The sequence below is a fragment of the Pseudodesulfovibrio piezophilus C1TLV30 genome (assembly GCF_000341895.1).
Lineage (GTDB): Bacteria > Desulfobacterota > Desulfovibrionia > Desulfovibrionales > Desulfovibrionaceae > Pseudodesulfovibrio > Pseudodesulfovibrio piezophilus.
On record NC_020409.1, the window covers coordinates 2641084 to 2667334 of the forward strand.

General features: G+C 52.2%; 17 protein-coding genes. 8 read left to right on the forward strand and 9 right to left on the reverse strand.

From position 1 onward, the window contains the following. Positions 1–822 precede the first annotated feature (822 nt). The gene (locus tag BN4_RS12425; protein ID WP_015415754.1) at positions 823–1950 is read left to right on the forward strand and encodes an efflux RND transporter periplasmic adaptor subunit; all 1128 of its coding nucleotides are present in this window, start codon (positions 823–825) and stop codon (positions 1948–1950) included. Further along, positions 1950–5213, forward strand: coding sequence for an efflux RND transporter permease subunit (locus BN4_RS12430; protein ID WP_015415755.1), 3264 nt, complete (start codon positions 1950–1952; stop codon positions 5211–5213). The genes BN4_RS12425 and BN4_RS12430 overlap by 1 nt, the downstream gene beginning before the upstream one ends. Here the strand turns inward: BN4_RS12430 and BN4_RS12435 are convergent. Further along, positions 5210–6070, reverse strand: coding sequence for a PHP domain-containing protein (locus BN4_RS12435; protein WP_015415756.1), 861 nt, complete (start codon positions 6068–6070; stop codon positions 5210–5212). The two genes, BN4_RS12430 and BN4_RS12435, sit on opposite strands and share 4 nt — an antisense overlap. Positions 6071–6296: 226 nt before the next feature. Between BN4_RS12435 and BN4_RS12440 the strand changes: the two genes are divergently transcribed. The 3 genes from BN4_RS12440 (at position 6297) to BN4_RS12450 (ending at position 7412) form a co-directional block, all read left to right on the forward strand. Further along, the gene (locus tag BN4_RS12440; RefSeq protein ID WP_015415757.1) at positions 6297–6485 is read left to right on the forward strand and encodes a Trm112 family protein; all 189 of its coding nucleotides are present in this window, start codon (positions 6297–6299) and stop codon (positions 6483–6485) included. 136 nt (positions 6486–6621) lie between these two features. Beyond that, on the forward strand, positions 6622–7035 hold the full coding sequence (locus tag BN4_RS12445) for an Hsp20/alpha crystallin family protein (RefSeq protein ID WP_015415758.1): 414 nt from the start codon (positions 6622–6624) through the stop codon (positions 7033–7035). 11 nt (positions 7036–7046) lie between these two features. After that, a complete protein-coding gene (locus BN4_RS12450; protein WP_015415759.1) occupies positions 7047–7412 on the forward strand; it encodes an Hsp20/alpha crystallin family protein in 366 nt (121 codons plus the stop codon). 72 nt (positions 7413–7484) lie between these two features. Here the strand turns inward: BN4_RS12450 and BN4_RS12455 are convergent, their stop codons facing one another. The 4 genes from BN4_RS12455 to BN4_RS12470 form a co-directional block, all read right to left on the reverse strand. After that, positions 7485–9287 (reverse strand): methyl-accepting chemotaxis protein, encoded by a 1803-nt coding sequence (locus BN4_RS12455; protein ID WP_015415760.1) that lies wholly within the window; start codon positions 9285–9287, stop codon positions 7485–7487. A gap of 200 nt (positions 9288–9487) precedes the next feature. Beyond that, a complete protein-coding gene (locus tag BN4_RS12460; protein ID WP_015415761.1) occupies positions 9488–10153 on the reverse strand; it encodes a response regulator in 666 nt (221 codons plus the stop codon). 7 nt (positions 10154–10160) lie between these two features. Further along, positions 10161–13340 carry a PAS domain-containing sensor histidine kinase gene (locus BN4_RS12465; RefSeq protein WP_162138614.1) on the reverse strand — a complete coding sequence of 1060 codons (3180 nt, stop codon included), beginning with the start codon at positions 13338–13340 and terminating at the stop codon, positions 10161–10163. 173 nt (positions 13341–13513) lie between these two features. After that, a complete protein-coding gene (locus tag BN4_RS12470) occupies positions 13514–15010 on the reverse strand; it encodes an alpha/beta hydrolase (RefSeq protein WP_015415763.1) in 1497 nt (498 codons plus the stop codon). Between the two features lie 328 nt (positions 15011–15338). On the opposite strand from BN4_RS12470, the gene BN4_RS17270 reads away from it, so the two are divergent. Together BN4_RS17270 and BN4_RS12480 are read left to right on the forward strand one after the other, a co-directional pair. Then, on the forward strand, positions 15339–18200 hold the full coding sequence (locus tag BN4_RS17270; protein WP_015415764.1) for a hybrid sensor histidine kinase/response regulator: 2862 nt from the start codon (positions 15339–15341) through the stop codon (positions 18198–18200). Between the two features lie 96 nt (positions 18201–18296). Further along, positions 18297–18965 carry a CBS domain-containing protein gene (locus BN4_RS12480; protein ID WP_015415765.1) on the forward strand — a complete coding sequence of 223 codons (669 nt, stop codon included), beginning with the start codon at positions 18297–18299 and terminating at the stop codon, positions 18963–18965. Between the two features lie 64 nt (positions 18966–19029). On the opposite strand, the gene BN4_RS12485 is transcribed toward BN4_RS12480, so the two are convergent. Genes BN4_RS12485 through BN4_RS12495 form a run of 3 tightly spaced genes read right to left on the reverse strand, consistent with a single transcriptional unit; the run spans position 19030 to position 24196 of the window. Further along, positions 19030–19398, reverse strand: coding sequence for a response regulator (locus BN4_RS12485; protein WP_015415766.1), 369 nt, complete (start codon positions 19396–19398; stop codon positions 19030–19032). Between the two features lie 40 nt (positions 19399–19438). After that, entirely contained in the window at positions 19439–21859 is a 2421-nt protein-coding gene (locus BN4_RS12490; protein ID WP_015415767.1) for a response regulator, read from the reverse strand. A gap of 15 nt (positions 21860–21874) precedes the next feature. After that, on the reverse strand, positions 21875–24196 hold the full coding sequence (locus BN4_RS12495; protein ID WP_015415768.1) for a methyl-accepting chemotaxis protein: 2322 nt from the start codon (positions 24194–24196) through the stop codon (positions 21875–21877). Positions 24197–24410: 214 nt separating this feature from the next. On the opposite strand from BN4_RS12495, the gene BN4_RS12500 reads away from it, so the two are divergent. Further along, a complete protein-coding gene (locus BN4_RS12500) occupies positions 24411–25280 on the forward strand; it encodes a radical SAM protein (protein ID WP_015415769.1) in 870 nt (289 codons plus the stop codon). A 240-nt stretch (positions 25281–25520) separates the two neighbouring features. Here the strand turns inward: BN4_RS12500 and BN4_RS12505 are convergent, their stop codons facing one another. Further along, entirely contained in the window at positions 25521–26246 is a 726-nt protein-coding gene (locus BN4_RS12505) for a 4Fe-4S dicluster domain-containing protein (protein WP_015415770.1), read from the reverse strand. Positions 26247–26251: the final 5 nt, after the last annotated feature.

The window sequence follows — 26251 nt, forward strand, 5'->3', positions numbered from 1 at the left end:
GACTTGTGCTTGAGCGCAAGTCAGGGTGTTTTGCGTGCCTTTTCTTTGAACATCCAATAGAGTGGCATAGTTGTGCCTTTTCCTTTTTGCGCTTGTCTTTGTTGGTGCGAGGGCTTCTTGAAGTGGATGGTTTCATTTTTATTTCCAACAGTGTTGAGCAGTTGTCTTGGAGCAGTCGTTTTTTTGTCCGAAACCACTTGCGTCGTCTTCTGGCGGAGCGTATATTTGGATCAAAGGCTGGAAACCCTCCAGTGTGAGGGATGAGAGAAACAATCAAAGGAGGGTGGGAGGAAATAGACATCGATTTCTTCTGTAAGACATCTGGCGAATTGAGTCGCCCTGCTCCCAGAAAGAGCGCCGTGCGCCATACCAAACGCACCAGGTCGTCATAAAGTGTTTATTTTGAAATGTCAGACCCTGGTACCAAGCCGGAGAATCCGGCAAGGCGCACTTTCCTTTGCCTCAGCCCATTTTATTTTCTTCTTGTTCTGGACAAACGGCTCAGGATGCTTATGTATAAAGTGTAAGGCAAGAGCCATGACATAGACGGAATGAACCTTGACGGAGGGTGTGCCGCAATAAAACCATCTCAATCATATAACCGCGAAATGAGTCGCGACCAGAACCATTAGAGTGCGCATCAAGCCCATGGCAGAAAAGCCGGGGACCGCCGGGCAAACCGGCCAGCGCACTTTTTTTTATCTTTCTTACCTTTCCTGATCGACATTCTCCTTCCCTCATCCCCGTATACATTGTAGCTTTTACGCAGGCCTGTTGATTGGCCGTGGCGGATGATCCGTGTCCCATGGTATGGACATGATCATGAAGTATTTTTTCCCTCTTCCTGTTTTTCTGCTGTTAGGAGCGATCAGTCTCGCTGCCTGCGGGGCTGATACTGTGCCCTCAGAGAAGGCTGTTCCCGATGTTTCTCCTAGGGAGACGACTGAAGCGAGGCGTGTGCTCATGCCTCGATTGCACGAAGCCGTGGGAACGGTGCAAGCCCGTACCGAGAGTCGTGTGGAATCACAGGTGACCGGGCGGGTTCTCAAAATTCTGGTCCATCCGGGTGATACGGTCAGGGCTGGTGATGAACTGGTGGTGCTCGATAGCCGCGCTGCCCAGGCTCGTCTGGAACAGGCGCGACAGGCATTGGAATCCGTGAACAGTCTGACCGGCCAGGCACGGGATGTCCTGGGCGCTGCCAAAGCTGATTTTGACAAAACGGAATCCACCTATCGGCGCATGAAGCAGCTTAACAGTCAGAAGGTCGTGACGGATGAAGAAGTGGAGAAAGCCGAGTCTGCATTTCTTCAGGCCAAAGCCCGGCTCGGTCAGGCTCAGGAAGGATTGGCTGCGGCTCGATCTCGCGGCAGGGAATCGGCCAAGGTCGTGCAGGAAGCTGAAATAGGGCTTGGCTATACCACTATCAAGGCTCAGGAAGCAGGTGAAGTGGCCAGACGGCAGGCCGAACCGGGAGACCTGGCCTTTCCGGGCAAGGAATTGCTGACATTGCAAACCGGGACCAGCCTTCGGCTCGAAGCAATGGTCCGTGAAGGGCTTATTGATCTGGTGCATCTCGGTGACAGCGTTGACGTGATCATTGCAGCCTTGCGCGATCCGTATCCTCTTTCCGGGACAGTGGACGAGATTGAACCTCTGGCAGATCCCGTTACCCGTTCATTCCTTGTCAAAGTTCGTTTACCCGAAGTACCGGGAGTCTATCCAGGTATGTTTGGGAGATTACGCGTTCCTCTCGGAGAGCGGGAGACTGTCCTTGTCCCGGAGAAAGCCATTACCAGGGTCGGGCAGTTGGAGACAGTCAGGCTTTGTTCCGGCGAAACATGGCAGACTGTTTTTGTTCGAACCGGCACGAGACATGGACCTGATGTTGAAATCTTGTCAGGCTTGTCCGGCGGAGAGATTCTGGGACTTGGAGCAGGGGAGGAGTAATGCCTGAACAAACCCCTGAGCGCCTCGGTCTTATTCCGTCGATCGTGCGTTTTTTCCTGACCTCGAAAATGTCGGTGATCTTCGCTTTGGCCTCCATTATCCTTGGTGTTGTTTCGGTCATGGTGACTCCCAGGGAGGAGGAGCCGCAGATAGTTGTGCCCATGGCTGATGTGATGGTGCAGGTTCCGGGTGCGACGGCTGATGAGGTGGAGAAACTCGTCACCACGCCGCTTGAGCGGTTACTCTGGCAGATAGATGGGGTGGAGTATGTGTATTCGACCTCATTTAAAGACGCGGCAGCGGTTACTGTCCGTTTTTTTGTGGGAGAGGACCGGGAGAAGGCTCTTATAAAATTATACAATGCCATTCAGAAGAATGTTGATCTTGCTCCGGCTATCGTTTCGGGGTGGGTCATCAAACCTGTCGAAATAGATGATGTTCCTCTTGTCGCGTTGACTCTTCATGCGGAGCACGGGTTCGAGAACCGCTACACGGATTTTGATCTCAGGCGTATGGCGGAAGAGTTGTTTCACCGACTTGCCGAGATCGAGGATGTGTCCAGAATTTCGCTTTATTCCGGCCGTAGCCGGGAAGTTCGGGTGGAAATACGCCCGGAGCGGTTGGCAGGATTCAACATTTCGCCGCTGGAGGTCTTTCGGGCCTTGAAAGGCGCTGATCGATCCCTGTCCGCCGGGGTTTTGGTTTCTGGCGACAGAGTGCGACAAGTGGTGAGTCAGTCCTTTTTGCTCTCAGCCGAAGATACGGCTTCATTGGTTGTTGGTGTTTTTGACGGCAGGCCTGTTTATCTGCGTGATGTGGCAGAGATTCTTGATGGTCCTCAGGAACCCGCCGGGTATTCCCGTATCGGATTCACCAATATGGCCCTGAGCGAAAATGCCCCTTCCGTTGGCTCTGTGTCTCGTCCGGCTGTGACCATTGGCGTGTCGAAGAAAAAAGGGGTCAACGCTGTTGCCGTGGCAGATGCCGTGGTCAGTCGGGTCAAAACTCTGGAGCGTGAAGTCCTGCCGGATGGGGTGACTGTCACTGTCACCAGAAATCATGGAAAAACAGCGCAGAGCAAAGTCAATGAGTTGCTTTCCTCTTTGCTGTTCGCGATCCTCACAGTAGTGGCTTTGCTCGCTTTCTCTCTGGGATGGCGGGAGGCGTTGGTGGTGGCTCTGGCTGTGCCCATGAGCTTTTCTTTGGCCCTTTTTATCAATTATCTCTTTGGTTATACCATTAACAGGGTGACATTGTTTGCCTTGATTCTTTCATTGGGATTGGTGGTCGATGATCCCATCACCAATGTGGATAACATCCAGCGACATATTCGCATGGGGCTGAAGTCCCCCCTGGAAGCCACTCTGGATGCGGTGAAGGAAGTCTTGCCTCCGGTTATCATGTCTACACTGGCGATAATTGTTTCTTTTACCCCACTTTTTTTCATCACTGGCATGATGGGACCGTATATGGCGCCCATGGCCGCCAATGTGCCACTCACGGTTACTTTTTCCACTCTCGCGGCTTTGACCGTGGTGCCGTGGCTGGCCTCTTTACTGCTTCGTTCCCGAGGAATGGCTGTGAGAAACGCTCTCCCGGAGAAATCGCATGCGCAAGGGGATGTGAGCAGGGCTCTTGAAAGGATATATGGAAAGATTGTCAGACCATTTCTCGGGTCATCTCGTAACAGATGGCTGTTGCTTTTAGGCATTGTCAGTGGATTGGCCCTTTGCGGCGGGTTGGTGGTTATGCGGCTGGTTCCACTCAAGATGCTGCCTTTCGACAACAAGAATGAATTGCAATTGATGCTGGACATGAACGAAGGTACCACCTTGGAGCGGACGGACAGGACTGTACGCGACTTCGAATCTTATCTGCGGTCTGTCCCTGAAGTAGCCAATTTCGTGACCTATTCCGGATTTCCTTCGCCCATGGATTTCAATGGCATGGTGCGTCATTATTACTGGCGTGATCAGCCCAATCTTGCAGATATCAGGGTCAATCTTGCGGACAAGTCCCAGCGGACCATGCAATCTCATGCCATAGGGCTTCGGATCAGAGATGAACTGCACGCCATTGCAGAGCGGAATGGGGCGGCGCTCAAGCTGGTGGAAACACCGCCTGGCCCCCCTGTCCTCGCGACTCTGACCGCAGAAATTTATGGTAAACCGAATGTTCCTTACACGGCTCTGCTCGATGGGGCCAGCCATGTTGTTTCTCTTATGAAAGACCGTCATGGGGTGGTGGACGTCGATGTTTCCGCAGAGTCCGATCGGTTGATGGTGGATTATGTTCTGGACAAGGAAAAGGCGGCCCTGCACGGCGTGACTGCCGAAGATGTGGTGGAAACCCTGCGTTTGGCTCTCAGTGGCAGTACTCCCGCCTCTGTGCATCTTTCAAGTGAGCGGCAGGCTTTGCCAGTGAGGTTGGTTCTGCCGAGAGTTCTGCGGACTTCCATTGAAACACTTGGTGAGCTGATGATGAAATCTTCCGAGGGAGCCATGGTTCCCTTGGCTGAATTGGGATCATTTCATATGGTTCCGGTAGACCAACCTATCTTTCACAAAAATCTGCGCCGGGTCGCTTATGTCTATGCGGATACGGCTGGACTGCCGCCGGGGGAGGCTGTTCTTGACCTTCAGGCTGCGGTGGACAGGGATCCTATGCCCCCGGGCACATGGGTTGAATGGGCTGGAGAAGGAGAATGGAAGATCACGCTTGATGTCTTTCGTGATCTGGGGCTTGCCAATGCGGCGGCAATGCTGGGGATTTTTATTTTATTGGTCATTGAAACAGGCTCTTTCATCATGCCTCTTCTGATCATGTCGGCAATTCCTTTGACTCTTTTGGGTATTCTGCCCGGATTCTGGCTCCTGAATGTGCTGGCAAGTGAGACTGTTGGCGGATATGGCAATCCGATTTTTTTCACGGCAACTTCCATGATCGGCATGATCGCCCTCGGCGGCATCGTCATTCGAAACTCTCTCGTGCTCATTGAGTTCATCCAGAGTGAAGTCAAGAACGGCATGCCTGTCAAAGATGCCATTGTTCGCTCCGGGGCGGTCCGTATGCGACCCATTTTGCTGACAGCTCTGACGACGGCTCTGGGGGCATGGCCCATCACGTTGGACCCCATTTTTTCCGGGCTGGCCTGGGCATTGATTTTTGGCCTGATCGCATCCACGCTGTTCACGCTCGTGGTTGTGCCAAGCGGTTACTACGCCTTGTATGGAAGGGATACAGGAGAGATCGTTGCCTCCTAGACCGGCAACCCTTTCTTGTACCGATCCGCTTTCATGGCTTCAAGCAACCGATTGGGAACATCGAGAAAGCCTCGGCCTTTGCCAAGCGCTATCTTGGGTTTGACCGAACCATGGAAATCGGACCCGCCACTGGCCAGAAGGCCCAACCGTTCGGTCATGGCCGCGTATGCTTTGGTATCGGCTTCATTGTGCTCGGAGTAGTAGACTTCCATGCCGTCCAGACCCAGAGTTTTCAGGTCACTGACAAGAGATTCGGTTTCGCGCATGTTCAGCCCCAATGCAAAGGGATGAGCGAGGATGGAAGTCGCTCCGATGGAATTGAGGATTTCCAGTGCCTGCCTGGGTTCCAGTTTCCGTTTTGGGACATAGGCCCGTCCATTATCTCCCAGCCAGACCTTGAACGCTTCCTCAATGGATGAAACAACCCCGAGTGAAAGCAATTCCTGGGCAAAATGAGGACGGCCAATGGTTCCGCTGGCACGGGCTGCCACGGCTTCATAGGTTGTATGAATACCTAGCTTTCGCAGTTTTTCGACTATTTCATGATTACGGTTCAGGCGGCCCTCGATGACCCAGTCAAATGCCTTTCTCAAGTCTTCCGAATCCTCCGGCAACCAGAGTGCCACGACGTGCATCCATCCGGCCCCTTCAGGAGAGACAAGGCTCAATTCTGCACCGGGAATGACTTCAACGCCGTAACGTTTTCCGGCTTCCATAGCCTCCCTGACTCCGGAAAAAGTGTCGTGGTCAGTCAAGGCAATGGCATCAAGGCCTATTTCATGTGCATGGCGCACGAGTTCGGTCGGGGTGAAAGTGCCGTCAGACGCGGTGGAGTGAGTGTGCAGATCGATGCTCATGATACGTGATGCCCTGGTGATAAAGTGGTTTACAGCCACGGTTGGATACAGTGGTCATGCAAACTGTATCAGCTTACCCCGAGTCAGGTAAAGAGAGCTCTGTCATATTCCCGTTTCCTGATGTTCATGGAAATGACTCGGGGAAGCATCTTTTGAAGGACTCCGGATATGGTTGCCTTCATTCCATGGTCGATGTAGATATTGTTCATTCGCCCAAGGAGGAACCATGGCACTGAATAAAGAACTCGTGAAAACTTTGGCCTGCCCGCAATGCAAAGGCTCCCTTACTGTTCAACCTGCTGAGGATGGACTTGCCTGCGCGGTCTGTAAGAAAATTTATCCGGTCAAGGATGATATCCCCATCATGCTCGTCGATCAGGCCATAGCAGAGCAGGAGTGGACTGGATCGAAATAGCGTTGGAAACGTGTTTCTATTTGGTGCGTCAGATCATGTTTCAAGGTCTGACGCACATTTTTTTCCACAGGCTCTCTTGACGGCGGAAAAAGCGTGCCTATTTTCTCAAGTACCAAGAGAAAAGGAGGTTTGAATCATGGTTATTGATTTCAATACGCTGTATAATTTTCCTTCAAGATTTGACCGAGTGTTCGAGGATGTTTTTAAATCGTCAATGGCAGAAGAACGACGATTGGCCTACCCTCCCTTGAATTTAAGCAATGATGAAGAGGCTGTCTATGTTCGTGCCGAGGTTCCTGGTGTACGGCTTGAGGACATGGAATTAACCCTGACAGATAAAACCCTGGTCCTTAAGGGCGAGCGGCATGCGCCCCAGGGGAGATACTATCGTCAGGAGCGCCCAGTGGGTGTTTTCAACAGGGTTATAAACATAGGTGTGCCGGTTGAAAGGGATAAGGTGACTGCAACTATGACAGATGGTGTTCTGACAGTCACGCTGCCCAAGGCCGACGAAGTCAAGCCGCGCAATATCAGTATTGATATCGCTTAAAGGAGGGTGTCATGAGTGAACTAGCCAAAAAAGAAGAAAGAAATGTGCCGCGCTATCGTCCGGCGACAGATATCATCGAACTGGAAGACGGCTTTCGTATCTACATTGACCTGCCTGGTGTAAAGCGGGAAGACTTGACCATTGATTTACAGGACGATGAACTGGCGGTATCCGGTCGAACATCTCTTGATCCAGCTTCTGGTGAGCATTTTCTGGAGATGCAGTTCGGGAATTGTGAGTACATGCGATCCATTTCCGTTACGGATATTATCGACCGAGAGAATATCAAAGCGAACCTGGAAGGCGGTGTGCTTGAATTGGTCCTGCCCAAGGTCCGTCAAATCCAGCCTCGGCAGATAGAAATTACCCAGCTATAAAAAAGCCATTCCCATTAAAAAGGAAAGCCCCGGCTCGCAATGAACCGGGGTTTTCCTTTTTTTTCCAAATCGCTAGGAGTTCATTTCATCAATCAAGGCACGAAGCTGATTGGACAATTTGACCAACTCCGTGATTGCCGAGGCAGACTGGTTCATACCCTGCACGGTTTCGCTGGCGATCATGTTGATATCATCCACCGCCTGATTGATTTCTTCACTGGCAGCAGATTGTTCTTCTGCTGCGGTGGCGATGGACTGAACCTGCCCGGAGGTCTCATCGGCGAATTCAACTATCTGACTGAGGGACGCCCCGGATTGGTTGGCCAATTCCGTGGCGCGTTCAACTGCCGTGGCTGCCGTATCCACGCTTCGGATATTGGCAGCAGCACCGTCTTGAATGGTTTGAATGGCTGTGCCGACCTGTTTGGTAGCATCCATGGTTTTTTCCGCCAGTTTGCGAACTTCATCAGCAACAACCGCGAAACCGCGTCCGGCTTCGCCCGCTCGGGCCGCTTCAATGGCGGCATTGAGCGCGAGGAGATTGGTTTGGTCGGCAATATCCTCGATGACATTCATTATTTGGCCAATATCAGTGGTTTGGGTTCCCAATTGGTCCATGGACCCTTTGAGGGTCGCGGTCAATTGGTGGACCTCACTGATAGCCTGGATAGCATCCTTGACGATCCGCGCGCCTTCCTGTGCCTGGTCCTTGGCCTGCTGGGCGGAACTGGCGGAACTGGCCGAGTTCTGGGCCACTTCAAGAACCGTCGCATTCATTTCTTCCATGGCGGTGGCGGTTTGTGAAGTCCGTTCGCGTTGGACTTCGGCTCCGTTGCTGACCTGATCGGCCTGTGAAGAAAGCTGATCGGCAGCACTGGTCACTTGTTCAGCTATGAGAGAGGCATCGTGAGCAACGTGTTGCATCTTTGTCAGTAATGAATTGGCTTTATCTTCCTGTTCCTTGGCTTCACTCATGGCGGTTTCGGCCTTGCCCTTGGCAACTTCGGCTTCTTCCTTCTGTTGAGCAGCCTCCAGCATTTTTTCCTTGAGATTTTCAACCATCTTGGCAATGGCATCTTTCACGATCCTCAATTCAGCGGAGAAGGAACCCTCAGGCGTTGCCGTCAATTCGCCTTCTGCAACAGACTGTGCAAAATTGCGGATACGGAAAAGGGGTGAAACAATAACCAGGTTGACCAGGAACCAGGATGCAGCTCCAATGAGAAGGAGAATGATCATTGTTTCGACGGCCGTGAACAATTTTGCATCCACTATCTTGGCTTGGGCTGCATCAAGGGAGGCAATGATTTCAAAGGCTCCGTGAATTTCACCCTCTTTCCAACCTTCTCGCGTGCCCCCTGCCGGATCAGTGGAACCTTTGGGGTCACCATGGCAATAGAGGCATTCTTTCGATAATCTGATGGGGCGGAAGTAGCGAATCTGGTGTTCCTCCTCCAGGAGATATTCCTCAAGGTTTTCAGCCTTGAGTTTGTCGAGGATCTGGAGTTCCAGTTCCGTGGGAGTATTGATGGGATTTCTCGGAGAAACCTTGGGAGCTCTGAATTTGTAGTCAAGCTTGTCCGCATTGAGCTGCGCCATATTGATAGCCGTGATAATGGGGACAGCTTCCAGCAGCTTTTCTTTGGTTTCAAACTCTTCAAAAGGTTTTATGACGCCCATGTTGAGTTTTTTGGACATTTCATCCCGTGCAGCTTCAGCCATGAGAATGACTGCCCGGCTTTGGTGCAGGATGTCTTCCCGTCCCGCTTTGCTGATCTGGCTGACTTGTTGGAAAACCAAAACCGTGGCCATAATGACCGGACCTGCTATTGCCAAGGCCAGAATCTTGTATTTCAGACTGACATTTTCAAACATGAAGAACCTCGCGTGAAGGCTGATGGAAAAGATATATACAGTACAGTGGAAATCCGATCACAAAAGGAAATGTAGCAGAAAAAAAAAGAGTGGGGAATTAGAATGTAACTTTCAAGGGTATTACATCGCTTTTTCTCCAGGATGATTCTTTATGGGGATGGGGAAAAATCCGCAGCAGTCTCATCATGGTTCATGCGAACCTACATGGCCCAGGTTTCAAGATCAATGAGACCGAGCCTGGCTGCGTATCGTATCAGTTCAACGGTGCTTTGAAGACCAAGTTTCTTCATCAAATTTGTTCTGTGATTTTCCACTGTTTTCGGGCTGATGTAGAGTTTGTCAGCAACCTCCTTGGTCGTCAATCCTTCAGCCAGCATTCGCATGACCTCCTGCTCGCGCGAAGTCAGGGTAGAATATGGGTCCTGTTCATTTTCATGTGTATTACCCTTGGCTTGGAGCAGTTTGAAGACAACTTCTTGCGAAAGGGCATTGTCCAGAAAGAGTTCCCCCTTGGCGACGGTATCCAATCCCTTGATAAGGTTGGACGCGGCTGATTCTTTGATCATGTACCCTGTGGCCCCTGCTCGAAAGGCCTCGACAATGTAATCTGCCTCGGAATGCATGGAAATGATGATGAAGTTGGTGGAGGGGAGCGCTTCCTTGAGTTCACGCATCATCTGTATGCCATTTTTACCGGGCATGGATATGTCCACCAACATGATATCCGGTTTATGTTTCTTGCCCAGTTTGATGCCATCCCTGCCATTGCCTGCCTCGGCCACGACTGTGTAGCGTTTGTCTCGGTTGACGATGGTTTTCAAGCCTTCCCTGAAGAGCGGGTGGTCGTCGACTATTATGAGTTCCATTGTGCCATTACCTCCTGGCGCTCGTGATGGGGATGGTGAAAATGACCCTGGTCCCGGTGCCGATGCGTGATTGCAATTCCATGGACCCGCCTATCAATTTTGCTCTTTCTTCCATACTGCGCAGCCCCATACGGCGTTCTTTAGCTGCTTCGGCCACTCGTCGCGCCACAGGGAAGCCATCTCCATTGTCCTCAATACGGATGAGCAGGTTGGGATAACTTGTGACCAGGCGGACGGTCGAACGGGTGGCATTGGAGTGTTTTCCCATGTTGCTCAGTGCTTCTTGCACCATTCTATAGATGTTGATTTCCGTATCAAAATCCAGTTTTGTATTTTCAATGCCTGTGGAAAAAAAGTCAATATCAACGCGTGTTCTGCCTGAAACTTCTTCGCAGTGGCGCTCCAGTGCCAAGGGGAGTCCCAGCTGGTCGAGGGCAGGAGGTCTCAGGCCATAAGCGATGTCCCGCACAGCGGCAATCGCCCCCCTGATGATATCGGTGACCGCATCGCTGCGGCGGATGACCTTTGCTGCCACGGCAGGTGCACCGTCAAACAGGGTTTCCATGTTCAACACTATGGATGACAGATCCTGAGCCACATTGTCGTGCAGGTCTCGAGATATACGCTGACGTTCGTCCTCCTGGACCCGAATGATCTGACGGGTCAGGGAAAGTATCTGGTCCTGTGCCTTCTGGCGTTCTTCCACTTCTCGGGTCAATTTGAGGTTGGTTTGCGAAAGTTCTGCCGTCCGTTGCCTGACGCGGGCTTCCATTTCGGCATGGGCCACACGCAGTTCCTGTTCGAGCGCCTTATAGTGGGAAATGTCGGTGATAATTTTTAGTTCAGCGTTTTTACCGCCCCATCGAATGGGTTTGATGCTCAGGGTTATCCATTTGATTTCTCCCTGCTTGGTAATGACCCGGAGTGTGGCAAATCCCTCTTCCCGCAGACCGGAAGAGTATTCGGCCATCTGCTGCATGGCGTGAGTCTTGTCCTCGGGGTGGGCAACCTCAAAAGGACTGAGCAGCATCAGTTCTTCATAAGAATAGCCAAGAATTTCGCTCAGGGCGTCATTGGCAAACATTGGTTTGTCATTCAGGGCAACGACGACTCCTTCCTGAGCATTCTCCACCAGGACTCGGTATCGTTCTTCGGACTCCATCAGTGCCTGCTCGGCGCGTTTTCTCGGAGTCACATCAATGAGTGAAACAATCATCCGAGAGAGCGATCCCTGATATTCCGGCGGGACCGTGAAATGAACAACCACCCAGATAATCTTGCCTTCAAGTGTTCTATGGGTAATTTCCCCACTGTATTCACATCCCCCGGATGCAAGCAGAATCATTTCCTCGGCAAAGGCGGCCATGGATCTTTCCGTGAGGATCTTGTCGAGATTCCCCATCAGCTCGGCCTGGCTGTCGGCCCGGAGCAATTCAAGAGTGGCTTTGTTGACGGCCACGACTTCCACCAGTGACGCGCAGGTGCCCAGTGACTCGGGATTTTCATGGAAATAACTTCTGAAATCGCTGATACCCTGAAGTTTGAGCTTGTCGAAATATGCTTTGAGCCGGGTCAGATCCTCTTCCCACAATGAGATGGGAGAGTCTTCAAACAGGGTTCGAAACCTGGATTCACTGCGCCTCATGGCGTCTTCGGCCCACTTTCGCTCCGTAATATCCCGGCTGACGCCCAGATAGCCAGAGGGTTTGCCATTGGCAGTGAAGGTCCTCCGGATGACGGTTTCAGCCCACACTAAACTTCGGTCTTTTCGAACATGCTCGTACACATTGATGTTCGTGTCGGAAAACTGGCCTTGTTTTTCGGCTTTGTGGCGTTGTCGATTGCTGAGAAGGAGGGCTTGCCATGATTGGTGTGTAAACAATTTTTTGTAGTCGAGCCGTTTGAGTTCTTCAGGCGTGTATCCCCATAATGCTTCGGCTGAGGGGGTCGCGTAGGTAAATTCTCCGGCAGTATTCTGGGTCCAGACCACATCCGAGATGTTCTCCACTAGCAGGCGGTATTTCTTTTCACTGGCCTTGAGCGCCTGTTCAGCGGCTTTGGCTTCCGTGACATCCGTGGCAATTCCCTCGATGGCAATGGTTTTTCCTTTGCCGTCCCGGATCAGGACAATGCGTTGTCGAACCCATCGAACAGCGCCTGACTTGTGGATGAATTGATATTCGTATTCCGACCGAATTCTGTCATCATGGTGTTCATTCCAGCACTGGCGTGCATATTCTTGCCAGTCAGGATGAATGATTCTGAAAATGAGTGAGCCGTCCTCCATGAATTCCTCGGCCGTGTAGCCGGAAAATTGTTCCACGGACGGGCTGATATATTCATAGAGACCGTCAGGAACCCGGATTCTGAAGAAAATATCACTGGTGGAACTGGAGATGAAGTGCAGGCTTTCCCGAGTCGATGCCAGATCTTCCTGCACGGCGTGTCGTTCCGTGACATCAGTAATGATTCCTTCAATGGCTATGGGCGAGCTGCCTTCATCCTTGACAACGGTGATGCGTTGGTTGACCCAGCGGAAAGAGCCATCCTTGTGTCTTAAGGGTTGCTCGTATTCGTAGCGACTCTTTCCAGCCAGGAATTCTCCCCACCACATTTCGAAGGTCTCTATCCAGTCTGCGGGGGTGAGCCGTTCAAAGAGTCGAGGTGTCTGGTAAAAATCCTGGGGGGGATATCCTGTGATGCTTTCGATGGCTGAGCTGATGTAATCATATCGACCATCAGTCAGACGCAACCGAAAGAGGCAGTCACTGGTATTTTCTGAAAGGAATTTCAGGTGGCGTTCCGTCTGAGTCAGGGCATTGCGCAATCGCATGGATGCGGATGCATCGCGCATGACGGTAATGACGTGAATCAAACGTCCGTTGTCATCGAAAACAGGGTCTATACGCCCCCATATGGCACAGAGACGCCCTGCTTTGGTTCTGATCGTGTATTCGCCTTCCCAACTTTTTCCGGAATTGATGGTCGGGATAATGACCTCGGCATAGAGAAGACGCGTTTGTTCCACGAGGATTTCATCGAGACTTTTTTCCTGAAGTTCTCTGAGCGTGTAACCATAAAATTCGAGAAAGGCATGGTTTGCATAAACCGGGCGCAGGTCTTTGTCCCGAATGGACATGGCTACCCCGGATGCTTCCAGAACCTGTTTGAACAGGCGCTGTTGCATTTTTTCTTCACCCTGGAGGTCGCCTGGTCTGTGAAAATTCGGAGTTTTTAATTTGGTTCTCATTGTAATTCAGTCAGTTAATTGCTCTGTTATCCATAAGATGCCTGAATGTGAAGCATAGCGTATTCAGGTGATAAAAGGAAGGTTGATATCCCATCAATTCAGCAACATCCCTAGTCCTGCTCTCTTGGAGAGCTTTGGGATCGAATCCAGGACACGGCCAATCGGGCGTGGTCTTCGGAAACATTTTCAACCCATCCGGATTCTTCGCCTTGTGCAGCCATGACATCCCGGCTTGCTTTGAGAGGTGCCAAAACGATCGTGAAGGGGCGGCCCTGTGTCTCTCGTAATGTTTCCAGTTGACTGACCAGTGACTTCCATTTGTTGGTTTCACGTCCGGTGATCAGCCAGAAGGTCGGGACAGTCAGGGTCGAGATGACATTCATATCAGGAAGCATGTCCGGTGACGCGGAGTCGTCCAACAGACAAACGACAAAGGCGGGAGGATTGGTCGAGGCACACGCCGCGCTGACAACAGGGGCCACGCCATTCCCATTCCCCCACAGTCCTGGAACCCGAGTTTTCCCGTGCAAGCGAGTTGTGAGTTCCCGCAAGGCCGCCCTGGTATCGACCACGAGATCGTGCTGGCTCCCGGAGGGGGAGCCGTCTTCACATCCCCGTATCTGGAAAGAAAGTGAGGCTATCCCCTGCGCCGAAAGCGATCGTGTAAATCCGTGCACCAGACCCGGCTCCACACACTGGTTGCCATGGACAAAGACCACTCCGATAGTGACAGCATCGGATGGAGGCCAAGACGCATACCCCTTGTGGTCTTTGCCTCCGGCCGTAAAGGATATCTCTTCTTCTCTGACATGAATCTTGTGGGGGTAGTGGGCAATGCGGTCATCATCGGTCATAAGGATGAAGCGCTCAATCCGATCGTTTTTTGCCAGAAAGGTGACACTGCCTGTGACAGGTTCATCTTCGTAAAGTGAAGGGCCGATTGTGTAGACGTACTTTCCGAATTCCTTCATGCGACGCAGCGTCTTGTTTTTGGAGTCATAGATAAGGAATCGGCCGTATTTGGTGTTACGGGCATCAATGATGGAGATGGTACGGTTGTCTTTCGTGGTGAATTGGCCGGAAAATTCATCAGTTGAGTAGGAGTAATAGTCAGCCATCATTGTTCGGCCAAAGCGCGCCTCGTGCCCCCGGTGGACGATCGTGTCGTTTGTGCGGACATCTATCCGCGTGGCTGGTTTTGTGGAGTTCGGGATTTTGACTGGGCTTATTTCCACGACTTCAGACGGCAATAACGGTCCCTGTGTATTCCTCGGCTCAAGGGAACTTGGGGGAATCTCCGGTTTGTCATGATCTTTGCGTCCGGGGGTGACCGGATCGGGAAGGGGACGATCGTCATCAAGAATCACGGTTTTATCTGCAGGAAGAGGCCGCACGGATTCCGATGGCCGGTCCTGAAGGGGGATCAAGGGTGACTCTGGTTGCGACAAAGCAGGGAGTGGAACAATGACAGTCGGTGTCTCCAGTTCAGTCAGTTCCACTTCCATGATATCAGGCAACTTCGGCGGTACCATGCGAATCGCCTGGGCAAGGAACAGTGCCATGCCTATGTGGAGAAAAAGTGAGAGGAACCAACTGACGTACCGCATGTCTGCCTGCCGTTCTTGTATAAGCCCATTCTGGAGTTTTGACGCATTGCCGCTCCGCGCGGGCGCATGGTGACGTATCAGTCCCCGCTCCAGAGTAAGGCTGACACCTTTTTCATCTGTAAACCTGCCACCACGAGAATGCAAGCCGCATTATTTGTATAAGCGATTGTCATTTCAGACGATTACAGTGGGGTTCCCTGACTTGGACATGCCGTGGACAGTTTCTTCTCGTGTGGATCAATCAGGTTGTTCTCCAGAGCAACTGACGATAGAAAGAGCTGTATAGTCAAATCCCGGCGGGCGTTGCCCCAGGGAAAGGAGAGGTTCATTGCGGATTTTCATATTGGCTGGCAGGGAAATGGAAGAGCCATTTCTTGAGTGGGTGCTTGGTGATGCGGAAATGACAGTGGTCCGGTCCGCCACTGTATCACGGGGAATCAGGCGGCTGGAAGGGGTTTCTGCGGAGTGTGCTTTGATTGTGCCGGATACCGAGGATCGGACGTGGGTAAGAGCGATTCAGCGGGTTCGAAAGGAACACCGACTCCATTGCATCGTGTTAGGGAATGGCATTGAAGAAAAGGATGCTTTGGCCGCAGGTGCTTTTGATGTTTTTGATCGCAAGGATGTCAGCCGGGAGATGATGGCCCGGAGTCTTCGTCATTTGCACGGGCGCATTGAGCTTGAGCAATCCCTTGAGCGAAAAAAGGCCGAATTGGACTGGGTCGAAGAAACTGCTCGGTTGGGAAGCTGGCAGTTGCAGATTGGTGGCAAGACAAATTGGTCACAAGGGTTGAAGAATATCTTGGGAGATGAAGGACGTCTGACAGGTGACTTCTCCAGTCTTCGTTCTTTTATTTATCCAGAGGATCGGGAAATATTCGATGCCGCCAATACCGCCACTTTCAGGCAGGGGTGGCCCTTGGATTTCGAGTATCGCATTGTCACTGATCAGGATTCGATTCGGTACCTCCATCTGCATAGGCGTGTGGAGCATGGGCAAGGTGGTCAGGTTGATAAGGCATTCGGCATGGTGCGGGACGTGACTGCAGAACGGGAATTCGAAAATTTTCTTTTCAAACGGGATGCGATTCTTCAGGTCGTGGGCAAGTTTGCCGAGCAATTCCTCCGTGAACCCAAGTGGGAAACCGGGATAGCCAGTGCCATGGAAGCTCTGGGTAAAGCGGTTCAGGTCTCCAGAACCTTTATCTTCCAGCTTGGAGACGAGATCGGGGGGGTACCGACAGCAACCATGATTCATGAGTGGACAGGGTCGGCGATGATGCCGCTTCTGGGTCGCTCGGAGGTTAGTAACCAGACGTTTTCACCGGTTTTTGACCGATGGCGGTCGATCTTGCGGAATCGTAAAGTCATTGCCGGTGTCATTCGAAATTTCCCATCCGATGAACGCCAGTATTTTCAGAAGACCGGAGCACGTTCGATCATGATCATTCCGGTGTTTGTTGGCCAGCGTTGGTGGGGCTTTATCGGGCTTTCCGAGCATGAAGAGGACCGGGAATGGGCACCGGTCGAGGTCGAGTCACTGACCATGGCGGCTGATATATTCGGTTCGGCCATCCAGCGTGAACGTATGGAACAGTTGTTGAAAAAAGCGAATCGTTCTGCGGAAGAAGCCAAGACCATAGCCCTGGACGCCAGTCGGGCCAAGAGTCGTTTCCTCGCCAATATGAGTCATGAAATTCGGACTCCCATCAGTGGAATCTTGGGTATGGCCGAAATGACTATCACCACGGGGTTGACCGCTGAGCAACGAAAGAACATGGATATGATACGGGATGCCTCCGGGGCGTTGCTTGCCATTGTCAACGATATCCTGGATCTTTCGAAAATTGAGGCTTTAAAGATGGACCTCAACCCGGAAGATTTTGATTTCCGGGCACTCATTGAGACAACTATGAGTCCTTTTGCGTCCGAAGCCGAGGTCAAGTCGCTCCGCTTGCACCACAAGGTGGATGCAGAGGTCCCGATCACGGTCAATGGAGACCCGGACAGGCTCGCGCAGATACTCAGGAATCTTGTCGGCAATGCCATGAAGTTTACCGAGAAGGGAGAAATCGCGCTGGATGTCACGGTGCAGGAATGGCTTGGGAATAGGGTCTGTTTGCTGTTGACGGTCAGGGATACTGGTAAGGGAATTGAGAAAGATTTGCATGACACCATTTTCGAGAGCTTTACACAGGCCGACAACTCAGTCCGCAAGAAGCATCAGGGGACCGGTCTGGGACTGACCATTTCCCGTGAACTTGCCAGGATGATGGGTGGCGAGATCAGTGTCGAAAGCGAACCGGGGCAGGGGAGCCTCTTCTCATTGACGGCATGGTTTGGACGGGTCAACAGAGCTGTGGGCAAAGGGGATACCGCCCCGATTTCCGTTCAGCACACATTGCATCTGAATTTGCTTTTGGCCGAAGATAATGCGCTCAACCAGAAGTTCCTGACACATTTCCTGACTCTGTTCGGCCATTCGGTGACCGTCGCGGGAAATGGTAGGGAAGCACTCGAAATATTAGAGAAAAACGGGCGTAAGTTCGATCTCGTCCTCATGGATATTCAAATGCCGGAGATGGGGGGCATGGAGGCAACACGCGCCATTCGGGAATCCAATGGCAGACATTATGATGCGACACTTCCAATTATTGCTCTCACTGCATATGCCATGAAAGGAGACAAGGAACGGATGCTCGCTGCGGGGATGGACGATTATGTCAGCAAGCCTGTGGATATGAAGGAACTTTCCGCAGCTATCGCGCGGTCCGTGGCGTACCGGGATCGTGGCAGGAAAAAGGTTCCGTCTTTTTGCGCACCTGTGAACAGGGCGCAGAAAACGAAGCCGGTTCACCTCGATATGGAAAGTCTTGTAGAGCGCTTCGATGGAAACATGCCGCTTCTCAAGGAAATTCTGGAGCTGTTTCTGACAGAATCTGAAGAAAAACTCGTCGTATTGCAACACTCTTTGGCAGAGAGAAACCTTGTGGAAGTCGGTGCCGTATTGCATTCCATCTCCAATATTGCCAGCCATGTACTGGCCATGGAGATCGTCACCCTGTCTCTTGAACTGGAGAAAGGGTGCAGCCAGGGTGAGATCGATACTGTCATGGATGGGGTTGCCCGGCTTCGTCCTCGGTTCGAGTCTCTCGTGGAGGAAGTTCGGCGACGGCTTATCTCCTTATAAGCCTTTGTCCCATTGCCTTTTTCATAATGAACGACTACAAAGAAGGGACCCCTCTTCCTCTTTCAGGAAGGGGGCAAACGAGGGGGGTGGACTCGGATGCTTGTCAGAGATTGGATGACGGTCAATGTCATCTCATTGGGAGTAAACTCCTCGGTCATGGATGCGGCGGAAATTCTACGCGAAAAGAATATCAGGCAATTCCCTGTTATTGATAATAAAGCCCGCTTGGTCGGCATTGTTTCAGACAGAGATATTCGCGATGCCATGCCTTCAAAATTCCTCCCAGGTGACGCAGTGTGTGAAAGGGGCGGGGGGCTGTATACCTTGACTGCCGGGGATATCATGACGCTTGATCCGATCACGGTTCCGTCCGATACCGCAGTCGATGAAGTGGCCAATATCCTGGTACAGCATAAAGTCGGTGGCTTGCCTGTCGTGGATGGGGGTGAGTTGATGGGAATTATCACCCAGGCAGATGTCCTTCGCTTTTTGTGTGCGGCATCGGGAGCCATGCGATCAAGTGTTCAGCTTGCTTTCCGGCTTGCGACCCGACCTTCTGCGCTCACGGAGCTTCTTGTGGATATCCAGGCCATGGGATTGGTTGTCAGTAATGTCTTTACTGCCAATGATGGGAATTCCAGAAAGGCCTATATCCGTATCGAGCGGTTGCAGGATAAGTCTATTGAACAGGTGATGGATGCGCTTCAGGGAAAGTACACGGTTCTTTTTTATGTCAATGAAGGCGTGACAGTGGACGTCAGTTGATACTTATTTTTGTTGTAAAAAAGGCCCGTTCGCATAGAGAACGGGCCTTTTCATTGTGTTCTGTTTAATCTGCGAGGGCTGCTTTGACGGTCTCGACGAGCTTGCGGGTATCGATGGGTTTGGTGAAGGTTTCCACCACATCGAAGACTTTGGCCAGCTCGACAATGGCTTCGGGGTTGAAGGCTTCACCACCGGATATGGCGATGAACTTGTGTGATTTATCTGATTTGATCAATTCTCCCATGACCTGAAGGCCGCCTTTCTTGGGGAGAAATATGTCGATGATGCTCAGGTCGATGTCCCTATCCTGACAAAGACGAATGGCCTCTTCCCCGTCTGCGGCTTCCACAATGGCAAAGCCTTCAGCTTCGAGCACGGACTTGAGCAGTTCCCGGATCATCGGCGCGTCATCTACTATCAATATGTTTTTCATTCTCGGTCTCCTTGGAAAGTTGGCTATCCGTTATTCGATATTAAGTATCCCTCTCGCCCTCGATGAACTGTAGCGCAGAAAACACTTCGGATTCAAGGGTTTTGAATTCACGCTCCGCAGAGGGGGTGTCTTTTTGTTTGCAGAAAAATTCCATCTGTTCTGCCACGGCTCCGGCCCGTCTGGCTCCGACTGTTCTGGCAGAGCCTTTTATGGAGTGAGCCAGACGTCTGGCATTTTCCCAATCCTTGCCCAGGATACCTTCCTTCAATTCCTGTATTTCTTCAGGAACATCCCGCAGGAATATTTCATCCATTCTGTCGAGCAGATCCTTGCGTCCGGCAAGCATATCCAAGGCTCCGGGCCTGTCAAAGGAATCGGCGTGGCCGTGGTTCGGTTCCGGTTCGGTCGGGGTGGTGTTGCCAAGAGGAGCAGCCCCCTGCATGGCCCTGTTCAAAGTCTTGTGGAATTCAGTGAGCTTGATGGGTTTGGCTATGTAGTCATTCATGCCCGCCTCAAGGAAACGTTCCCTGTCCCCCTTGAGCGCGTGCGCGGTAATGGCGACAATGGGGATGGACGGGTTAAGTGCGCCCGAGTTCGGGTCACGGATGGCACGGGTCGCGGTGATACCGTCCATAATCGGCATCTGGACATCCATGAGGATGAGGTCGAATTGCTCTTCCTTGACTGCCTCCAGAGCCTGTGCGCCGTTAACGACCGTGACACAGGTGTGGCCTTGTTCTCCAAGGAGTGTGGAAACAAGCTTGAGATTGAGCGCATTGTCGTCGGCCAAAAGAATCTTGAGGTGTGGCGTTGCGGCAGTCGCCGCGGTTTCAGCGTCCTTGGCTTCTTTGGTCACTATTGAAAGATTGCCAATGGTGAAATGGGCTGTGAAGGAGAAGGTGCTCCCCACGCCCTCTTCGCTGGTCACGTCAAGCGCTCCCTGCATCAGCTCCACCAAAAGTGAACAGATGGCCAATCCAAGGCCGGTGCCGCCATGTTTTCGCGTGACGGAATCATCGGCTTGGAGAAAGGACTTGAAAATGGCTTGTTGTTTGTCCTTAGGAATGCCGATACCTGTATCTGTCACAGCGAATTGCAGGGTAACGTCATCGCCCTCTTTGGGAGATTCCGGCCCTTCCTTCAATGAAATGGCAATATCCACACCGCCGATTTCAGTGAATTTGACGGCATTGGAAGTTAAGTTGATGAGGACCTGTTTGAGCCTGGATGGGTCTCCTACGAGGATGTTCGGGACATTTTCCGCGATGCTGTAGTGAAGGTCCAATCCTTTCTCGGAAGTCATGAGGTGGTGTATGTCCATGGTTGAATCCAGAGCGGCCCGCAGATCGAAATCGATTTTTTCAAGGGTGAGTTTGCGTGCTTCGATCTTGGAAAAATCAAGGATATCATTAATAACCGAGAGAAGGGAGTTGCCTGCTTCGCCCACCCGCTTCAGATAGCCGTTTTTCTTATCGAGATCATCGGTCAGTATGGCGAGCTCGGTCATGCCGAGGACCGCATTGAGAGGCGTGCGTATCTCATGGCTCATATTGGCAAGAAACGAGGATTTCGCCCGAGTGGCGGCGTCTGCCTTTTTCATGGCCGAGACCAGACGTGTGGATTTGCTGGTCAGCTCGCTATTGGCTTTCTCCAGCTCCTTGGTACGCTGGCGGACCCTGTCTTCAAGTTTGTCGTGGGCAATTTTGAGCGCGTCTTCCGCTCTTTTACGGCCAGTGATATCGATGCCGAGAACCATGATCATCCGCTCGCCGCCGGAATCGGTCATGGGACTGCATTGCAGGTGAAAGGTTCGGCCCTTGTTGTCAGTCCAGTCCCACTCAACCGCACGGTCCATCTCCATGGCTCCCATGGGGGGGCATGCCGTGCAGTTTTCATCCGCGCATTGAAGAGCTTCCATGCAGCTTTTCCCCTTGGGACTGCCGAAGTATTTTCTGAAGTAGCGGTTGGCATAACGAATGGTCTTGTCCGGGTACAGGTGATAGACAATTCCGGGGAGGGATTCCATGAAGAATATCTGTCGTTGCTGTTCACGGCGGAGGTCCTCATCACTTCTGCGAAGTTCCGTCAGATCCAGTGTGGAGACCGCCAATCGGGCAACTTCGCCCCATGGGTTGGCGACGGGGACAATGGAGTGAACCAGGGCTCGTCCTTCGATCTCTTCCTCGAATCTGAGGGGGGAGACCCTGTCCGTGGCTTCCTGGATTTTTTCCCTTCTGATGGTCGCGGATTCCTCCGACATCAGGTCATAGATGCTTGATTGTTCAAGATCACACCCCTTTTTCATACCGAACATCTTGGCAGCCGCATCATTGGCTGCAAGAACATATCCGCAGATATCCATGACGTAGGCTGCTTCGACTGCGGAGTCGAGCAAGGCTCTTGATGTCTCATCCAGTGAGACATAGGAGGTCGGTTTGGCAGGCTTTCTGTTCATTCCCATATGGACTCCATCGCGTTATTCCTTGAGGCTGGCGATGACTTTACGTGTTTCTTCGGCCAACAAACTCAGCTCCCTGGTCGCGTTCATGGCCTCTGCCATTTCCGTGACTGTCCTGGAAGCGATGTCGTTGACCAATTCGATGTTGCGTCCCATTTCCTCGGTTGTGGCGGACTGTTCTTCCGATGCAGACGCAATACTGGTAACCTGAGCCGCATTGCTGGAAACAAGGTCAACGATTTCCGAAAGGGTCGAGCCTGACAAATTGGCCTTTTCCGAGGCTTCCCCCGCAGCTTTTGCCGATGCTTCGACACGAGTTATGTTGACCTGAGCCGAGTTTTGGATGGCTCGTATATTCTCTCCGACTTCACTGGTGGCGTCCATGGTCTTTTCTGCCAGTTTTCGCACTTCATCGGCTACAACGGAAAATCCTCGGCCCGCTTCTCCGGCCCGAGCGGCTTCAATGGCGGCATTCAAGGCCAGAAGGTTGGTTTGGTCAGCAATATCGGTGATGACATTCATGACCTTGCCGACTGCATCCGCCTGTCCACCCAGCTCGGCCATGGAAAGTTTGAGTTCTTCAATACCCTGACGAACCTTGGCAATCGTTCTGACGGCATCATCGACAATGGCGGCTCCGTTATTGGCCGTATTGCGGGCGTCGTCCGCACTGCTCGCCGCCTCAGCTGCATTGCTGGCAACGTTCAGAACGACTTCGTGCATCTCGTTCATGCCGACCATGGTTTTGTTCAGGGTATTTCGCTGGTCTTCCGCGCCGTCGGTGACGGTACGGAACTGGGTCGAAAGCTCTTCTGCCTTGGCCGTCATGGACTTGGAACCTTGCATGGCAGCTTTGGCGACTTCATTCATGCGGTCAAGCAGCTTATTCAATTGGCCGACATGATCCTGAACCCTGGTCAAGGTGGATTCGGCTTTATCAGCCTGTTCCTTGGCATCCTTCGCACTTTCATTGGATTTTTCCATGTTTTCCTTCACCGATGTCCGCATGGCTTCCAGAGCCAGCCTGAGATTGCCAATTCGTCCTATGAAGCGGCCATCGATCCGGGCTTCCAAATTCCCGTTGTCCACTTCTTTGGCAAAGTCGGTCAGCCGGGAAAGGGGGATATTGACATCTCGTCTGAACAACCAGATGAAAGCCATGCCAAGAACGGCGGCTATGAAGAGGTTCGCACCGGAAATTCCCGTGAGCGTCGAGCGGATGTGCTTGTGGAAGAAGTCGCGCTCCTGGCCGACACTCGCGGAGATATCGTCGATATACACTCCCATGCCGATTATCCAACCCCATGGCTCAAACCGTTGAACATAGGAGAGTTTGGGGAGTCTGGCATCAGTGACACCTCCACCTTGAACGGGTTTGGGCCAAAGGTAGGTGACGAACCCTTTTCCAGTCCCTTCAGTAGCGGTCACCATGGCCGCAAAGAGGTTGACTGTGCCGTCGGTCTCTACTGGCATGGCTTCCAGCCCGTCCTGATATTGTGTGGCGCATTTGTATTTCGGGTTATCGAGAGGTTTGCCGTCTAGCCCCGGTGACGTTGGATGCATGATCATGTTCGGCGTGGGACGGGATGTGTCGTTGATCCAGAAATAACCACCGTCCGGCAAGCGCATTTTCCGAAGAGCCTCCAGAGCCTCGACTTGCATTTGCTCCTCGATGTCTTCGAGCCATGCCCCTGTGCCGAATATCCAGTTCAGCCCCGGCAGCAGGCGAACATAGGAAATTTTGGGTTTGGGTTCTTGCTCACCGGGTTTGGTCCACATGTAGCTGACCACTCCTTCACCATATTTTTTACACACCGTTACCATTTCGTTGAAGAGCGGTGTCCCGGCCGGATCCTTGAATCCCGAGAGATCCTGTCCGTTCAGGGCTGGTTTTATCGGATGCATGATCATGGCCGGCGTCATGTCGTTGATCCAGATATAGTTGCCGCCGTCATATCGTACGGCAGCGACCATGGAGGCCAGAGTCTGTTCCAGTTCAGCCTGCGGCATGGTGTCCTTGTTGGCCGTATACAAATTGAGCGCCTGACTGTAGACCGCATCAAGAATCTTTTTCAGTTCGTCATGCTTGCGTTGTTTGAGCTTCTCAAGGTTTTTTGATTCATCATAAAAGCGAGTTATGGTGGTGTAACCAAGGCTGACAAGATGCTGGAGCTCGCTTTTCCTTCGGCCGTAGATGTTCTTTTCGGTTCGATTGGCACTGTCCTGGGCAAATTGGGTCAGGCTCAGGGAGAAGTACCCCATACTCAGGGCGAATGAGGCCAAAAGCATGACCGCGAGAAAGAATATGACCCGGCCCTGAATTGAATTGAAGAATTTCATTCGAGCATCCCTTGCGATTTGTCCCATCCGACAGGCGAATCGGGTATGATCCCAAAAAAACATTCCGTGACTTTTCCACTCATACTCAGAATAGAGAAAGGTGGCACTTTGGTCAAACCCAATGGCATTATTTCGCGTTATTACATTGAAGGTTTTGCTTGTGGGCAAATCAGACGGAGCTTTTCAACCGTGATTCCTGGTGGTATTGGACCGCATGGATTATCAGGGAACACTTATTCGACCTCCGAGCGAGGCCGGGAGCATCCTGCTTCAAGTGACGCTTGGGTGCTCTCATGGCAAGTGTGCTTTTTGCGGGGCTTACCTCGATAAGAAATTTGCCATCAAGGACCAGGACGTTGTTTGGCGGGACCTGGCGTTTGCGGCAACCCATTGCCGGCGGCAGCGGCGTCTCTTCCTCTGCGATGGTGATGCCCTGATTCTTCCTCAGTCGTATCTTCTTGATATCCTCGCTCGGATCAGGGGACAGCTGCCTTGGGTCACTCGTGTCGGTTCCTATGCCAACGCCAAAAGCATTGCGCGAAAAACTGATCAGGAGCTTCTTGAGCTCAGGCAGGCCGGACTCGGGATACTCTACATGGGGGTGGAGTCTGGAGATGATGCTATCCTGCGCAGCATGAACAAGTATGGAGAGAGTGCCACTCTTGTCGAGCAAGGCCAGCGAGTCCGACTTGCGGGGATCAAGTTGAACGTCACAGTTATCAATGGTCTCGGTGGAGTGGAACATTCCCTGTCCCATGCTCGGGAAACCGCTCGTGCTCTGACTGTCATGGACCCGGATCAGATCGGAGCCCTTTCACTGATGCTCGTGCCGGGGACCCCTTTGCATACTCTCCATGCGCAGGGAGATTTCCTTGTGCCGGATGCTCTCGGCATGCTGGCGGAGCTTCGGGAGATGCTTTCCGGAATCCATTTGAGCAAGGGGCTGTTCCTCGCCAACCATGCTTCAAACTATCTGCCTCTCAAAGTGCGTTTGCCGTCCGGCAAAGCCAAGGCACTGCAAGAACTTGATGCAGCCTTGGCAGGATATCGGAGGTTACGGCCGGAGTCTGTGCGCGCCCTCTAGAGAAGTCGAAAAGACACTCTCCGAGAGTGGTTTCACCTTTGGCGAAATTTCAATCTGATTTTCAAGACATGTCCTTTCAAAAAAGAAAGGCCCCGGCGATATAGCAATTGCCGGGGCCGAAAACCCCGTATGCCATATTGCCAGGTCCGGCGGCAAGCTTACGGAGGTGTTCTCGAAACGAAATTTGTGGGGAGTGATTCCCGGTACGAGCTTTTGGCCCGTACCGGGAAGTTTGGTTTTTTACGTGGTCATGCGTTTGAAGGGGCGACCGAGCTTGGCCAGGAATTGCTTCCGGGTCAATGGTCCTTTCTGGATGGAGGAAGCATCTGCCGAGAGCATCTCGAAGTAGCTGTCGGGGTCTGTCTGCACCAGATAGATGACACGCACTTCATCGGCGTCCACCAGTTCCGCATCAGGGAATTTTTCCTGAGCCTTGGCCAGGCGCTCTTCAGCCAATTCCAGCATGTCTTCCCGATCACCGAAGTTCATGGTGCCGGTCGGGCACGTCTTGACGCAGGATGGCAACATGCCCGCCTTGACGCGATCATTGCACATGTCGCACTTGACCACGCGGCCGGTTTCCTCGTTGAGGCGCGGAATGTCATAAGGACATGACATTCTGAAGAGGTCCTTATCCGGTTCCTTGGCGGTCAGTTCCGTATAGACCACTGCCCCGGTTTCCTGATCGTGCACGATAGCTCCGGGCACAGTCATGGCATCGAGACAGGGCGGTTCAACACAGTGACGGCATTGTTCCGGGAAGAACAGCCACTGCATTTTTTCGTCTTCTTCCACTTCGCTGAAGCGAACCAGTTTCAGGGTGTTTCCATTGAGATCCTTCGGATTTTGATGGGAACCCCAATTTTCTGTTTCTTCTCCGGGAAGTTTCTTCCATTGTTTACAGGCAACCTGGCAACCACGGCAGGCCGTACACTTGGTCAGGTCGATGAAGAATGTCTTATCCATGTCAT